Origin of the sequence: Streptomyces olivochromogenes, from assembly GCF_021538895.1 — a bacterium.
In the GTDB taxonomy this organism is placed as follows: Bacteria; Actinomycetota; Actinomycetes; order Streptomycetales; family Streptomycetaceae; genus Streptomyces; species Streptomyces olivochromogenes_A.
On the sequence record NZ_JADDRL010000061.1, the window covers coordinates 11,753 to 25,875 of the forward strand.

13 protein-coding genes are annotated in these 14,123 nt (G+C 71.0%); 8 read left to right on the plus strand and 5 right to left on the minus strand.

Annotated features, from left to right (window positions below; all coding sequences use genetic code 11):
- Positions 1–26 precede the first annotated feature (26 nt).
- Positions 27–1,178: an NADH-quinone oxidoreductase subunit D gene (locus IPZ69_RS27595; RefSeq protein WP_235457263.1), complete on the minus strand. Its 1,152-nt coding sequence runs from the start codon at positions 1,176–1,178 to the stop codon at positions 27–29.
- A 31-nt stretch (positions 1,179–1,209) separates the two neighbouring features.
- Between IPZ69_RS27595 and IPZ69_RS27600 the strand changes: the two genes are divergently transcribed.
- The gene (locus tag IPZ69_RS27600) at positions 1,210–1,713 is read left to right on the plus strand and encodes a PH domain-containing protein (protein ID WP_235457265.1); all 504 of its coding nucleotides are present in this window, start codon (positions 1,210–1,212) and stop codon (positions 1,711–1,713) included.
- Positions 1,710–3,044, plus strand: coding sequence for a PH domain-containing protein (locus IPZ69_RS27605; protein WP_235457267.1), 1,335 nt, complete (start codon positions 1,710–1,712; stop codon positions 3,042–3,044). Before IPZ69_RS27600 ends, IPZ69_RS27605 begins: the two co-directional genes overlap by 4 nt.
- 57 nt (positions 3,045–3,101) lie before the next feature.
- Here the strand turns inward: IPZ69_RS27605 and IPZ69_RS27610 are convergent, their stop codons facing one another.
- Entirely contained in the window at positions 3,102–4,631 is a 1,530-nt protein-coding gene (locus tag IPZ69_RS27610; protein ID WP_235457269.1) for a hypothetical protein, read from the minus strand.
- Between the two features lie 131 nt (positions 4,632–4,762).
- Positions 4,763–5,890 carry an alpha/beta hydrolase gene (locus IPZ69_RS27615; RefSeq protein ID WP_235457270.1) on the minus strand — a complete coding sequence of 376 codons (1,128 nt, stop codon included), beginning with the start codon at positions 5,888–5,890 and terminating at the stop codon, positions 4,763–4,765.
- A gap of 227 nt (positions 5,891–6,117) precedes the next feature.
- On the opposite strand from IPZ69_RS27615, the gene IPZ69_RS27620 reads away from it, so the two are divergent.
- The 6 genes from IPZ69_RS27620 to IPZ69_RS27645 all read left to right on the plus strand — a co-directional run bounded on the left by IPZ69_RS27620 (position 6,118) and on the right by IPZ69_RS27645 (position 11,217).
- The gene (locus IPZ69_RS27620; protein ID WP_235457271.1) at positions 6,118–7,938 is read left to right on the plus strand and encodes a phosphatidylglycerol lysyltransferase domain-containing protein; all 1,821 of its coding nucleotides are present in this window, start codon (positions 6,118–6,120) and stop codon (positions 7,936–7,938) included.
- 100 nt (positions 7,939–8,038) lie between these two features.
- Complete coding sequence (gene folP / locus IPZ69_RS27625; protein ID WP_235457272.1) at positions 8,039–8,941, plus strand: dihydropteroate synthase; 903 nt, start codon at positions 8,039–8,041, stop codon at positions 8,939–8,941.
- Positions 8,938–9,441 (plus strand): nuclear transport factor 2 family protein, encoded by a 504-nt coding sequence (locus IPZ69_RS27630; protein ID WP_235457273.1) that lies wholly within the window; start codon positions 8,938–8,940, stop codon positions 9,439–9,441. The genes folP and IPZ69_RS27630 overlap by 4 nt, the downstream gene beginning before the upstream one ends.
- A 248-nt stretch (positions 9,442–9,689) precedes the next feature.
- Positions 9,690–10,049 (plus strand): dihydroneopterin aldolase, encoded by a 360-nt coding sequence (gene folB / locus IPZ69_RS27635; protein ID WP_235457274.1) that lies wholly within the window; start codon positions 9,690–9,692, stop codon positions 10,047–10,049.
- Positions 10,046–10,657, plus strand: coding sequence for a 2-amino-4-hydroxy-6-hydroxymethyldihydropteridine diphosphokinase (gene folK, locus IPZ69_RS27640; protein WP_235457275.1), 612 nt, complete (start codon positions 10,046–10,048; stop codon positions 10,655–10,657). The genes folB and folK overlap by 4 nt, the downstream gene beginning before the upstream one ends.
- Positions 10,658–10,728: 71 nt before the next feature.
- Complete coding sequence (locus tag IPZ69_RS27645; protein WP_235457276.1) at positions 10,729–11,217, plus strand: DUF3180 domain-containing protein; 489 nt, start codon at positions 10,729–10,731, stop codon at positions 11,215–11,217.
- A gap of 54 nt (positions 11,218–11,271) precedes the next feature.
- On the opposite strand, the gene folE is transcribed toward IPZ69_RS27645, so the two are convergent.
- A complete protein-coding gene (folE, locus tag IPZ69_RS27650) occupies positions 11,272–11,877 on the minus strand; it encodes a GTP cyclohydrolase I FolE (protein WP_235457277.1) in 606 nt (201 codons plus the stop codon).
- Between the two features lie 128 nt (positions 11,878–12,005).
- On the minus strand, positions 12,006–14,045 hold the full coding sequence (gene ftsH / locus IPZ69_RS27655) for an ATP-dependent zinc metalloprotease FtsH (RefSeq protein ID WP_235457278.1): 2,040 nt from the start codon (positions 14,043–14,045) through the stop codon (positions 12,006–12,008).
- Positions 14,046–14,123 lie beyond the last annotated feature (78 nt).

Genomic DNA, 14,123 nt, shown 5'->3' on the forward strand with positions numbered 1-14,123 from the left:
TTGGCCCTACTTGGCCCTACTTGGCCCTACTTGTCGATGTCCCCGACCACGAAGAACATCGACCCCAGGATCGCCACCATGTCCGCGACCAGCGTCCCCGGCAACAGCTCGGTCAGGACCTGGATGTTGTTGTACGAGGCCGAGCGCAGCTTCAGCCGGTACGGGGTCTTCTCGCCCTTGCTGACCAGGTAGTAGCCGTTGATGCCGAGCGGGTTCTCGGTCCACGCGTACGTGTGGCCCTCCGGCGCCTTCAGAACCTTCGGAAGCCGCTGGTTGATCGGGCCGGGCGGCAGGTCGGCGAGCCGGTCGAGGCAGGCGTCGGCGAGGTCCAGGGCGTTGTGGGTCTGCTCCAGCAGGCACTCGAAGCGGGCCAGACAGTCGCCCTCGGTGCGGGTCACCACCTTCAGGGTGTCCTGGAGCTCCCCGTACGCCAGGTACGGCTCGTCGCGGCGCAGGTCGAAGTCGACGCCCGAGGCACGCGCGATGGGCCCGCTCACGCCGTACGCGTGCACGGCCTCGGGCGTGAGCGCACCCACGTCGCGGGTCCGCCCCCGGAAGATCTCGTTGCCGAGGACGAGGTCGTCGAAGACGTCCACGCGCGAGCGCAGGTCGGCCACGGCGGCACGCGCGCGTGCGGTCCAGCCGGCCGGCAGGTCCTCCTTCAGGCCTCCGACGCGGTTGAACATGTAGTGCATGCGCCCGCCGGAGACCTCCTCCATGACGTGCTGGAGCTCCTCGCGCTCCCGGAAGGCGTAGAAGATCGGGGTGATGCCGCCGAGCTCCAGCGGATAGGACCCGAGGAACATCAGGTGGTTCAGCACCCGGTTCAGCTCGGCGAGCAGCGTGCGCGTCCACACCGCGCGCTCGGGGACCTCCATGCCGAGCATCCGCTCCACCGCGAGGACGACGCCCAGCTCGTTCGAGAAGGCCGACAGCCAGTCGTGACGGTTGGCGAGCATGATGATCTGCCGGTAGTCGCGCGCCTCGAAGAGCTTCTCCGCGCCCCGGTGCATGTACCCGATCACCGGCTCCGCGTGCACGATGCGCTCACCGTCCAGCACGAGCCGCAGCCGCAGCACGCCGTGCGTGGAGGGGTGCTGGGGGCCGATGTTGAGCACCATGTCGGTGCTCTCCGCGGCGCCGCCGATCCCGACCGTGGTCTCCGTGGTGGGCGTCATGGACACAGTCTCCCCTACGTACGCTGGCTCCATGGAGACGGGGAGCTCGGCCGGTGCCGGCGCGACGGGGGCGGAGCCGGTGTGGACCGGGCTGCCGCCCGGCCTGCTGCGGATGCGGCGACTGCAGCTGGTGGTGTGGCTGGGTCTGGCGGCCCTCCTGCTGGGGCTGCTGCCCGGTCTGCTGGCCGGCCCCGCCTGGGCCGTCCTGGCACTGGTGCCGCTGGCCCTGATGGCGTGGGGCTGGGTGCTGCTCGGCCGCAACTGGCGCTCCTGGCGGTACGCCGAGCGCGCCGACGACCTGCTGATCAGCCGAGGCGTGCTGTGGCGCGAGGAGACCGTCGTACCGTACGGGCGGATGCAGCTCGTGGAGGTCACCTCCGGTCCCGTCGAGCGGCACTTCGGCCTGGCCAGCGTGCAGCTGCACACGGCGGCCGCGGCCACCGACGCCACCATCCCCGGCCTCGACCCGGCCGAGGCGGAGCGGCTGCGCGACCGGCTCACCGAGCTCGGCGAGGCCCGATCGGCGGGACTATGACGGCGCCGGGCGTCGAGGACGGCGTACGGCCCACCCGCCCCGTGGCCGAGCGGCGGCTGCACCCCGTGACGCCGTTCCGCCGGGCGTGGGCGCCGGTCGCCGTGATCGCCGGGTGGGCGGTGCACGACCCGGACCAGGCACAGGCACAGCTGACGAAGCTGACCACGACCATGCTGCTGATCGGGCTGGCCGTCCTGGTCCCGGCGGCCGCCCTCTACGGGTTCCTGTCGTGGTGGTTCACGCACTTCGCGGTCACGGACACCGAACTGCGCATACGCACCGGCCTGGTCTTCCGCCGCGCCGCGCACATCCGGCTGGAGCGGATCCAGGCCGTCGACGTCAGCCGGCCGCTGCTCGCGCGCGTGGCCGGTGTCGCCAAGCTCAGGATCGACGTCGTCGGGGCCGACAAGAAGGACGAACTGGCCTTCCTGGGCGAGGACGAGGCCCGCGCGCTGCGCGCGGAACTTCTCGCGCGGGCGGCCGGTTTCGCGCCCGAGACGGCGCGCGAGGTCGGGGAGGCTCCCGCGCGCGAGCTGCTCCGCGTACCCTCGCGCGAGCTCGCCGTCGCGCTGCTCCTGACGGGCGCCACCTGGGGCTCCCTGGCCGCCGCGCTCGTCGTACCGCCGGTGCTGTGGCTGGCCACCCACAGCGTGGTCACGGTCCTCGCCACCGGCCTGCCGCTGCTCGGCGCGGCGGGCGCGAGCAGTGTGGGGCGGTTCGTCGCCGAGTACGACTGGACGGTGGGCGACTCCCCGGACGGGCTGCGCATCGACCACGGGCTGCTCGACCGCACGCACGAGACCGTGCCGCCGGGCCGGGTGCAGACCGTACGGATCGTGGAACCGCTGCTGTGGCGGGCGCGGGGCCGGGTGCGGGTGGAGCTGGACGTGGCCGGGTCCTCGAACTCCGTCCTGGTGCCGGTCGCCCCGCGCGCGATCGCCGAGGCGGTCGTCGCCCGCGTGCTCCCCGGCGTGACCGTGCCGCCGCCGTCGGCCCTGGCTCGCCCGCCGCGGCGGGCCGGACGCTGTGTGCCGCTGTGGTGGCGGGGGCACGGGATCGCGGTCACCGACGCCGTGTTCGCCGCGCGGCACGGCCTGCTGCGTCGGAAGCTGGCGCTCGTCCCGCACGCCAAGGTCCAGAGCGTACGGCTCACCCAGGGCCCCTGGGAGCGCCTGTGGCGGCTCGCGGACGTCCATGTGGACACGGGTGCCAACAAGACCGTGACAGCGCGTCTGCGGGACGCTCAGGAGGCCTTGGAGCTGCTGCGGGGGCAGGCGGAGCGATCACGGACGGGACGCAGGGACGCCCGGCCGGACCGCTGGATGGTCTGAACGGGGTGAGGCGGCCGCCCCCGAAGGCCGGCCGCCTCACTCCGTTCAAGAAGTCGCTCAGGACGCCGCGCTGCGCAGGCCCTGCAGGTCGATCTGTTCCGTCTCGTCGTGGGCCGTCAGGTCGATGACCTGGCCGACGGCGCGCGACTCCTCGTCGGCGGGCTTGAACTCGGCCTCGGACTCCGCCTTGTGCAGGGCGAGCGCCTCCTGGCCGACCACGTCGGCGAGGTCCTCGTTCTGCACGGCGTCCAGCGCGGCCGACGGCGCTTCCTTCTGCGTACCGAAGAAGTCGAACCCGCCCTCGACCACCGGGCGCCGCACGGGCGCGGCCGGTACGACGGCCACCGCGGTCGGCACCGTGAAGTGCCCCGTCGGCTGCTGCGCGGGCGCGGCGGCCGGGGCCGACGCCGTCGGGATGTCGGCGGCCGCGTGCTCGTGCCCGTCGACCGCCTCGGGCTGCCCCTGCGCCTCGTCCTCCTGGCCGGAGTCCGCGGCGGAAGCCTGAGCGGGGTTCGCTGCTGCGGCCTCGGCGGAATCGGCGGCGGAGCCCTCGACGGACTCCTGACCGGCCGGCTCGGCGGACTGGGCGGACGGAGCGGACCGACCGGGCTCCTCCGGCTCCCGCACCGGCTCCTGTCCCGGAGTGGACTCGGCCCGCGCGCTGTCGGCCTCCGCCGCGGCGGACGCCTCGTTCACGGGGTCTCCGGCGCCCTCTCCTTTGGCGGCCTCGTCACCCTCGCCGACGGCCGTGTTCTCGATGTTCTCGTCGTTCTCGTCGTTCTCGTTGTTCTTGTCGTTCTTGTCGTTCTTGTCGTTCTTGTCGTTCTTGTCGTTCTCGTCGAACCGGGACAGCGCCGCCTGGGCCCGCAGGAAGAGCCGGGAACCCTCCGGCGAGAACACGTCGGGAACAGCGGGCTGCTCCTCGGCGGACTCCGCGGACTCCGCGGACTCGTCGGCCGCGGTGGCACCGGCCTCGCCGGCATCGGCCGCGTCGACCGCACCGACCGCATCCGTCGCCTCGGCCTCAGCCGCACCCGTCGTCTCGGCGTCGGCGTCGGCCGCGGCAGCCACAGCCCCGGCCTCCGTCGGCTCCGCGCGCCGCGGCGCGGGCGGCAGCGCGCGGGAGGGCGTGGTCGCCTCTATCTCCAGCAGCCGGCGGCCCTCCAGGGCGCTCGCGCGCTCGGTCTCCGCCGTGGCGTAGCGGCGCAGCAGGGCGGCGTGCTCGTTGCGCAGCCCCGCGAGCTCCGCCCGCTTGGCGCGCAGCCGCTGCTCCAGCTTGCCGCGCAGCTCGCGCGACTCCTCCAGGTCGGTCTCCAGCTCGGCGACCCGTTCCTCGTACCGCCACTCGTCGCTCGCCCGCGCGCGCGTGAGGTCGGCGACGTGCTTGCCGGCATGGGTGTCCCAGCGGCGCATGACGACCGCGCCGATGACCGCCGTCGCCGCGGCGGCCGCGGCCAGGGAGCGCAGCACCGTCTGTTCCGAGAACACCCAGGGGCCCAGGGCGCAGACGAGCGATACGCCTGCGATCGCCGAAGGCGGCAACAGCCTGTGCAGAGGCGGGGAATGGCGGTGACGTCCACGTGGCATGGCCAGAAACTTACCGCGCGTAGGCGAATCGTGGTGCCCCGCCTCGTAAAAACACAGCCATACCGATGCCTACAGACGGCACCAGGAAGATCAGGAACGATCACCAGGCACCGAATTGCGCACGATCGCTTTCAGCGGTCGCTCAGTCGGCCGCTGATCCACTGCAGCGTCCCCGGGATCTCCCGCCGCCAGGTGTTGAAGTTGTGACCGCCGCTCTCCAGGATGATCGACGAGATCCGGGTCAGGTTCGTGGCCCGCACCCGCTCTATGAATTTGAGCGTGTCCTTGTAGTTGGACTCGCCGATCTTGCTGCTGCTGACGAGCAGTGAGGTGTCGGGCGCGGGCTGGTGCTTCAGGTACCACCACAAGTCGGAACGATTCCGCAGGGCCTTGTCGCCCCGGAAGAGATCACCGGTCGTGGCGTCGATCGGCGCCTTGTAGTAAGGCGACAGGCCCGCGCCGGCCGCGTACACGTCCGGGTGGTGCATGGCGAGCTTCAGCGCGCAGTATCCGCCGGTGGAGTCGCCGATAATGCCCCAACTGCCCGGTTTCTTGCCCACCCTGTAGTGGGCCAGTACGGCATCGGGCAGGTCCTTGGCGAAGAACGTCTCGGTCCGCGGGCCGCCCGGGACGTCCACGCACTCCGTGTCGCGCGGCGGCGCCACCGTCGGCCGCATCATCACCAGGATCATCGGCTGCATGCGTCCGTCCTTGGCCAGTTCGCCGGCCGTACGCGGATAGTGCAGTTTGTCCACCAGGGCCTTGGCCGTACCGGGGTAGCCGGTGAGGACGACGGCCGCGGGGAACGTACGCGCGCGGTACCGGGCCTGGAAGTACTCCGGCGGCAGGTACACGTACGCGGGCGTGGCGATATGGGTCGTACGACCCACGATGTCGACCTTCTGGATCTGCCCGGTCGCCGACGGACGCGATCCGCGCAGTCCCTGCACCGGCCCGGCGGCCATCACCTGGAGCGGGCCGCCCGCGCCGAGGCGAGCCGTGTGGTCGACGACGACGCCCTGGTCCGTCTCCTTGCCGAACAGGTCCGCCCAGCTCGCGTAGAAGCCGAAGGCCTGGTTGACACCGATGCCCAGGCAGAGGAAGAGCGCCAGCTGGGTGGCCAGGAGGAGCCCCACGCGCCCGCTGACGGCCCGCCAGTTCCGCCGGGCCAGCCGCGGCCACAACCACACCGTGCCGACGAAGAGGAGCACGGCGAGAACGACCGCCAGCATCAGCATCTTGTTGCTCGTGAGACCCATGAGCTGTTCCCGCCTGCGCTTTCCGCCAGGGGCTCGCCGACGCTTCGTGACGAAGGCTTGCCCCGGGCTTTCCTTGGGCTTTGACCCGGCTTTCCGGTGGGGAGTGAACCTCTTTCCCCGAGACACCGTCCTAGAGGGCGCAATGTCGTCGGATGCCCGAATAGGCACCGGACTCAAGGTCTCTCGCAGAACTACGGGATGCGATGTCTGTCAGGATAGATGGGGAAATGTCGGGCGAGGTTCCGAGCCGATCAAGTGTGGCGCAGCGCGTATTTCGCGGACCGCGCCCCGAGGCCGTCCCTGCCGTCATAGGCAGGGCGTGCGCCCTTGTGGGCGTCCTGGACATTGCCGCGGGTGTGTTCCCGCGCTTCCGTCACAGCCGTATGCACGCCCTGGCCGAGGTGCTGCCGGGCGCGCTCGGCCCGTTCGCCGCGGCGCTCGCGCTCAGCACCGGCGTGCTGTTGCTGCTGCTCGCGCACGGGCTCAAGCGGCGCAAGCGCCGGGCCTGGCGGGCCGCCGTGGTGCTCCTGCCGGCCGGTGCGATGTCGCAGTTCGTGTACCGGCACTCCGTCATCGGCGTGCTCATCTCCGTGGCGCTGCTCCTGCCGCTGCTGCGCCACCGCGACGAGTTCTCGGCCCTGCCCGACCCGCGCAGCCGGTGGCGGGCGCTCGCCAACTTCGTCCTCATGGCCGCCGGTTCCCTCGTCCTCGGACTGCTCATCGTCAGCGTCCACCCGAACCGCACGATCGGCGACCCGAGCGTGGCCGATCGCCTGACCCACGTCATCTACGGCCTGTTCGGCTTCGAGGGCCCGATGAACTACGAGGGCAACACGTCCTGGACGGTCGCCTTCTCCCTCGGCGCGCTCGGCTGGCTCACCGCGGTCACCACCATCTACCTGGCCTTCCGCCCCGAACACCCGGCCGCGCGGCTGACCGAGGAGGACGAGGTCCGGCTGCGGGCGCTCCTGGAGAAGCACGGCCGCCGCGACTCCCTCGGCCACTTCGCGCTGCGCCGGGACAAGGCCGTGGTCTTCTCGCCCAGCGGCAAGGCTGCGGTGACCTACCGCGTCGTGTCCGGCGTGATGCTCGCCAGCGGCGACCCGATCGGCGACGTCGAGGCCTGGCCCGGCGCCATCGAGCGGTTCATGGACGAGGCCAAGGCGCACTCCTGGACGCCCGCCGTCATGGGCTGTTCGGAGACGGGCGGCGAGGTGTGGACCCGCGAGACCGGCCTGGACGCCCTGGAACTGGGCGACGAGGCGGTGGTGGACGTAGCGGATTTCTCGCTCGCCGGACGCGCGATGCGCAACGTGCGCCAGATGGTCAAGCGCATCGAGCGGGCCGGCTACGAAACCCGGGTACGGCGCATCCGTGACGTGGGCGAGGCCGAGCTGGAGCGCATCCGGCAGGCCGCGGAGGACTGGCGCGGCACCGACACCGAACGCGGTTTCTCCATGGCCCTGGGCCGCATCGGCGACCCGTCCGACGGGGACTGCCTGATCGCCACCGCCCACAAGGCGGACGAGCAGCCCGGCCCCTACGGCGACCTGAAGGCGATCCTGCACTTCGTGCCCTGGGGCACGGACGGCGCCTCCCTGGACCTGATGCGCCGCGACCGTTCGGCCGACCCCGGCATGAACGAACTGCTCATCGTGGCGGCCCTGCAGGCGGCCCCGAAGCTCGGCGTCAGCCGGGTCTCGCTCAACTTCGCGATGTTCCGCTCGGCCCTGGCACGCGGCGAGAAGATCGGCGCGGGCCCGGTGCTGCGCGCCTGGCGCGGACTGCTGGTGTTCCTCTCGCGCTGGTTCCAGATCGAGTCCCTGTACAAGTTCAACGCCAAGTTCCAGCCCCGCTGGGAGCCGCGGTTCGTCGTCTACCGGGCCTCCGGCGACCTGCCCCGCATCGGCCTCGCCGCCATGCAGGCGGAGGGCTTCGTGAACCTCGCGCTGCCGCTGCCGCGCTTCCTGCGCCGCCGCTCGGCCGCCGCCCGCCCGTGCTCCCACCGGCTCGCGGAACACGACGTGCGGGACGTCAGGGCGGCGTGATCCCGGACCGGTCCGAGCGCAAGCCCCAACCCTTCCTGCCCGGGGGCTTGGGCTCGGGCCACCGGAACGTGCGGCCCCGCCCGGGGCCTACGCTGAACGTATGAGCAACCAGAGCGGGCGCGGCCGAGTCACGGGCCTTCCGGCATGGGACCGCTGCGCGGTCATGGGGGTCGTGAACGTCACCCCCGACTCCTTCTCCGACGGCGGCCGCTTCTTCGACACGACCGCCGCCGTCAAGCACGGCCTCGAACTGGTCGCCGAGGGCGCCGATCTGGTCGACGTCGGCGGCGAGTCCACCCGCCCGGGCGCCACCCGCGTCGACGAGGCCGAGGAACTGCGGCGGGTCATCCCCGTCGTCCGCGGCCTCGCCTCCGAGGGCGTCGTCGTCTCCGTCGACACCGTGCGCGCCTCGGTCGCCGCGCAGGCCCTCGCGGCCGGCGCCGCCCTCGTCAACGACGTCAGCGGCGGCCTCGCCGACCCCGCGATGATCCCGGTGGTCGCCGAGTCGGGCGCCCCCTTCGTCGTCATGCACTGGCGCGGGTTCATGGACGGCGGCAACGTCCACGGGGTGTACGAGGACGTCGTCGCCGAAGTCGTCGACGAGCTGCACGCGCGCGTGGAGGCCGTTCTGGCGGGCGGCATCGCCCCCGACCGCATCGTCGTCGACCCCGGCCTCGGCTTCTCCAAGGAGGCCGAGCACGACCTGGCCCTGCTCGCCCACCTGGACCGCCTGACCGCCCTGGGCCACCCGTTCCTGGTCGCCGCGTCCCGCAAGCGTTTCCTCGGCCGCGTCCTGGCCGGACCGGAGGGGGCGCCCCCGCCGGCCCGGGAGCGCGACGCCGCCACGGCCGCCGTCTCCGCGCTCGCCGCACAGGCCGGCGCCTGGGCGGTACGCGTCCACGAGGTGCGTGCGACGGCGGACGCCGTGCGGGTCGCGCGCGCCGTGGAAGGCGCGCGCACGGAAGGGAACACGCCTGGCGCGAGTGGAGAAGGAGCCCGGTGAGCGCCCCCCATACCGACGTCGAACAGGTCGAACTCGCCAATACCGCCTTCTACGAGGCGATGGAGCGCGGCGACTTCGAGGAACTGTCCTCGCTCTGGCTCACCCCCGCCGACCTGGGCGTCGACGAGGAGTACCACGATCCGGCGGACGCCGGCGTCGTCTCCTGCGTGCACCCGGGCTGGCCGGTGCTCACCGGGCGCGGCGAGGTCCTGCGGTCGTACGCGCTGATCATGGCGAACACCGACTACATCCAGTTCTTCCTCACCGACGTCCATGTCTCCGTCACCGGCGACACCGCCCTGGTGACCTGCACCGAGAACATCCTCAGCGGTGGTCCCGCCCCCGCGGAGGGCGCGGAGCTCGGCCCGCTCGTCGGGCAGCTCGTCGTCGCCACGAACGTCTTCCGGCGCACCCCCGACGGCTGGAAGCTCTGGTCCCACCACGCCTCCCCGGTTATGGCCGAAAACGACGAGGACGAGGACGAGGACACCTCTGCCTGAGTGGGTAGGCGCCCCGCAGGGACCAAGAAGTGGTTGGAATCACCTACCCCCGGGTATGTGCGGCTACCACCCCATGAGCCGCCGGGTTCCCCAGGGGAAACACGTGATGAACCCTCCCGGCCCCCGCCCGGGCCCGCGCTCTCATGGCCTGGTTTTGTCAGTGCCCGCAGGTAGATTCGTCTGAGGCCGGTGTGCCGCCCGCACTCGGTACGAACCGGCCGTTACCGACGATTGCAGGAGTGATTCGCGTGGATCGTGTCGCGCTGCGCGGCCTCAAGGCCCGCGGGCACCACGGTGTCTTCCCCAAGGAGCGCGAGGAGGGCCAGACCTTCCTCGTGGACCTCGTCCTTGGCCTGGACACCCGGCCGGCCGCGGCGGACGACGACCTGGCGAAGACCGTGCACTACGGCATCGTGGCCGAGGAAGTCGTGGCCGTGGTCGAGGGCGAGCCGGTGAACCTCATCGAGACGCTCGCCGAGCGGATCGCCCAGGCCTGTCTGAAGCACGAGGGGGTCCAGGAGGTCGAGGTCGTGGTCCACAAACCGGACGCTCCGATCACGGTCCCCTTCGACGACGTGACCGTCACCATCACCCGGAGCCGAGTATGACCGCATCCTTCACGCAGGGTCCCAGCGACCCGACCGTCCAGCCGGTGCCCGCCTCCGTCGTCGAGCAGGTCGACGCCGCCGACACGACACTCAGCAACCCGAAATGGGCCGTGATCTCCCTCGGCTCCAACCTCGGCAACCGCCTGGAGACGCTCCAGGGCGCCGTCGACGCGCTGGAGGACACCCCGGGCGTGCGCATCAAGGGCGTCTCACCGGTGTACGAGACGGAGCCGTGGGGCGTCGAGCCCGGCAGCCAGCCCTCGTACTTCAACGCGGTCGTGGTCCTGAAGACCACCCTGCCCCCGTCCTCCCTTCTGGAGCGGGCGCACGCGGTCGAGGAGGCCTTCAACCGGGTACGGGACGAGCGCTGGGGCCCGCGCACCCTCGACGTCGACATCGTCGCGTACGCCGACGTCGTCTCCGCGGACCCGCATCTGACCCTCCCCCACCCGCGCGCCCACGAGCGCGCCTTCGTGCTGGCGCCCTGGTACGACGTGGACCCCGACGCCCATCTGCCCGGCCGCGGCGCGGTCGCCGACCTTCTCGCGGCCCTCACCCGGCACGGCGTGGAAGCCCGCGCGGACCTGGAACTCCGCCTGCCCGAGTAGTCGTTAAGGTCAAGGGCCGAGACGAACGCACGGTCCGGCCACACGTACTGCGGGGGAGCTGAAGGAACACCGTGAGAGAGCTGCGCATCAGGGTGCTGGTCGGCGTGTTCGTCGTCGCCGGGGTGCTGTCCTGGGCGGGCGCCCGCCTGTGGAACTCGGTGGGCACGCTGCCCAGTGTTCCGCTGGCCGCCCCCATCGTCCTCGCCCTGATCGCCGTGGTGCTCCTGTCCACGGCGCTCTCGCTGCGCAATCGTCTCAAGGCCCAGCGCGAGCGCCGCCCCGGCGCCAAGGGCGTCGACCCGCTCATGGCCGCCCGCGCGGTCGTCTTCGGTCAGGCCAGCGCCCTGGTCGCCGCCCTCGTCGCCGGGATGTACGGCGGCACGGGCGTCTTCCTGCTGGAGCTCCTCGACATGCCCGCCCGCCGCGACCAGGCGATCTACGCCGCCTTCTCGGTCCTGGCGGGCTTCGCCGTCATAGCGGCCGCCATCTTCCTGGAGCGCGTCTGCAAGCTCCCGGAGGACGAGGACCACGACCACACGGGGGCCGAACCGGCGGCGTGATCCGCCGGCGCGTCGGCCCGCCCCGGCGGTCGTTCAACGCCCCGTCGGGGTCGTTCAGCGCGCCATGATGAGGCTCATCGCCTCGTTCCGCGTCGCGGCGTCGCGCAGCTGGCCGCGCACCGCGGACGTTATGGTCTTCGCGCCCGGCTTGCGGATGCCCCGCATCGACATGCACATGTGCTCGCACTCGACGACCACGATCACGCCCCGGGGCTCCAGGATGTCCATCAGCGAGTCCGCGATCTGCGTGGTGAGTCGTTCCTGCACCTGCGGCCGGCGGGCGTAGACGTCGACGAGCCGGGCCAGCTTGGACAGGCCGGTGATCTTCCCGGTGACGGACGGGATGTAGCCGACGTGGGCGACTCCCCTGAAGGGCACCAGGTGATGCTCACAGGTCGAGTACACCTCGATGTCCTTCACGAGCACCATCTCGTCGTGCCCGAGGTCGAAGGTGGTCGTCAGCACGTCCTCGGGCTGCTGCCACAGTCCCGCGAAGATCTCCTTGTACGCCCGCGCCACCCGCGCCGGCGTCTCCCTCAGGCCCTCGCGGTCCGGGTCCTCGCCGACCGCGATCAGGAGTTCGCGTACGGCGTTCTCGGCGCGCTTCTCGTCGAATTCGCCGATGGTGCCCTCGCCGTCCAGGGTCACGGGGTCGGTCATTGGTGCCTCGTTCCTGTGTCACTTGCCTGCGGACATCCGGAAATGCCGCGTCCCCCAAGGCTAAAACCTTGGGGGACGCGGCATCCATTCCGGGACTGGTGCGGCCCGTGGGGCCCCACCAGGAACGGTCAGCTCTCGGAGCGGTCCTCCGGGGTCTGCTCCGTCACCGGGGCAGACTCGGCCGCCGTGGACTTCGCGGTGCTGATCGCCGGCGTCGAGCCGTTCGCCCCGTTGGTCAGTGCCAGCTCCTTCGGGGAGAGCACCGGCGGGCGGGTGGACGGCGTACGCCGGGAGGAGCCGGTCCACGCGGGCCGTGCGGGCCGCTTGTGGATCGCCGCGAAGATCTCGGCGATCTCCTCCTTGCCGAGCGTCTCCTTCTCCAGGAGGGCCAGGACGAGGTTGTCGAGGACGTCGCGGTTCTCGACCAGGATCTCCCAGGCCTCGTTGTGCGCGTTCTCGATGAGCTTCTTGACTTCCTCGTCCACCAGCGCGGCGACCTCTTCCGAGTAGTCGCGCTGGTGAGCCATCTCACGTCCGAGGAACGGCTCGGTGTTGTCGCCGCCGAACTTGATGGCGCCGAGACGCTCGGTCATGCCGTACTGGGTGACCATCGCGCGGGCCGTGGTGGTGGCCTTCTCGATGTCGTTCGCGGCGCCCGTGGTCGGGTCGTGGAAGACCAGTTCCTCGGCCGCGCGGCCGCCCAGCATGTAGGCCAGCTGGTCGAGCATCTCGTTGCGGGTGGTCGAGTACTTGTCCTCGTCCGGGAGCACCATCGTGTAGCCGAGGGCGCGGCCGCGGGACAGGATCGTGATCTTGTGGACCGGGTCGGAGTTCGGCGAGGCCGCCGCGACCAGGGCGTGACCGCCCTCGTGGTACGCGGTGATCTTCTTCTCCTTGTCCGACATGATCCGGGTCCGCTTCTGCGGGCCCGCGACCACACGGTCGATCGCCTCGTCCAGCATGGAGTTGTCGATCAGCTTCTTGTCGCTGCGCGCCGTGAGCAGGGCGGCCTCGTTGAGGACGTTGCTCAGGTCGGCACCGGTGAAGCCCGGGGTACGGCGGGCGACCGCGGACAGGTCGACGTCGGGAGCGACCGGCTTGCCCTTCTGGTGGACCTTGAGGATCTCCAGACGGCCCTGCAGGTCCGGCGGGTCGACCGCGATCTGGCGGTCGAAGCGGCCGGGGCGCAGGAGGGCCGGGTCGAGGATGTCGGGCCGGTTCGTCGCGGCGATGAGGATCACGCCGCCCTTGACGTCGAAGCCGTCCATCTCGACGAGCAGCTGGTTCAGCGTCTGCTCGCGCTCGTCGTGACCACCGCCGAGGCCGGCGCCGCGGTGGCGGCCGACCGCGTCGATCTCGTCGACGAAGACGATCGCCGGGGCGTTCGCCTTGGCCTGCTCGAACAGGTCACGGACTCGGGAGGCACCGACACCGACGAACATCTCGACGAAGTCGGAACCGGAGATCGAATAGAAGGGGACCCCGGCCTCGCCGGCCACGGCACGCGCGAGCAGCGTCTTGCCGGTACCCGGACGGCCGTACAGGAGCACGCCCTTGGGGATCTTGGCGCCGACGGCCTGGAACTTCGCCGGCTCCTGCAGGAACTCCTTGATCTCCTGGAGTTCCTCGACCGCCTCGTCACAGCCCGCGACGTCCGAGAAGGTCGTCTTCGGGGTGTCCTTGGTGATGAGCTTCGCCTTCGACTTCCCGAAGTTCATGACCCGGGAGCCGCCACCCTGCATCTGATTCATCAGGAACAGGAAGACGACCACGATGAGGACGAAGGGGAGCAGCGAGAGCAGGACGCCGACGAACGGGTTCTGCTTGGACGGCGCGACCGTGTAGCCGTCCGGGATCTGCTTGTCCTGGTACTTGTTCTGCAGCGTCGTGGCCAGGGCCACGCCCTGGTCGCCGATGTAGCTCGCCTGGATCTTCGAGCTGCCCTCGACCTTGACGCCGTCCTTGAGCGTGACCTTGACGGTCTGCTCGTCACCGGTGGTGAGCTTGGCCGACTCGACCTTGTTGTCGTTGATCGCCGCCACGACCTGGCCGGTGTCCACCGTCTTGTAGCCGCCGGACGAGCCGACGACCTGCATCAACACGACCACGGCAAGGACGGCCAGCACGATCCACATGACCGGCCCACGGAAGTATCGCTTCACGTCCATCCATACGGAGCGGTGCCGCCCCGTCCCTCCTGCCATAGTGAGTTTGATAAGACAGTTCTTCTGACGGTACCCCAGCAT

Coding starts and splice junctions, on each gene's coding strand:
- folE (WP_235457277.1), bottom strand. CDS start 11,877: ATGACCGACCCCGTGACCCTGGACGGCGAGGGCACCATCGGCGAATTC.
- folP (WP_235457272.1), top strand. CDS start 8,039: ATGAGCAACCAGAGCGGGCGCGGCCGAGTCACGGGCCTTCCGGCATGG.
- folK (WP_235457275.1), top strand. CDS start 10,046: ATGACCGCATCCTTCACGCAGGGTCCCAGCGACCCGACCGTCCAGCCG.
- IPZ69_RS27600 (WP_235457265.1), top strand. CDS start 1,210: ATGGAGACGGGGAGCTCGGCCGGTGCCGGCGCGACGGGGGCGGAGCCG.
- IPZ69_RS27610 (WP_235457269.1), bottom strand. CDS start 4,631: ATGCCACGTGGACGTCACCGCCATTCCCCGCCTCTGCACAGGCTGTTG.
- IPZ69_RS27615 (WP_235457270.1), bottom strand. CDS start 5,890: ATGGGTCTCACGAGCAACAAGATGCTGATGCTGGCGGTCGTTCTCGCC.
- IPZ69_RS27605 (WP_235457267.1), top strand. CDS start 1,710: ATGACGGCGCCGGGCGTCGAGGACGGCGTACGGCCCACCCGCCCCGTG.
- IPZ69_RS27620 (WP_235457271.1), top strand. CDS start 6,118: ATGTCGGGCGAGGTTCCGAGCCGATCAAGTGTGGCGCAGCGCGTATTT.
- IPZ69_RS27595 (WP_235457263.1), bottom strand. CDS start 1,178: ATGACGCCCACCACGGAGACCACGGTCGGGATCGGCGGCGCCGCGGAG.
- ftsH (WP_235457278.1), bottom strand. CDS start 14,045: ATGGACGTGAAGCGATACTTCCGTGGGCCGGTCATGTGGATCGTGCTG.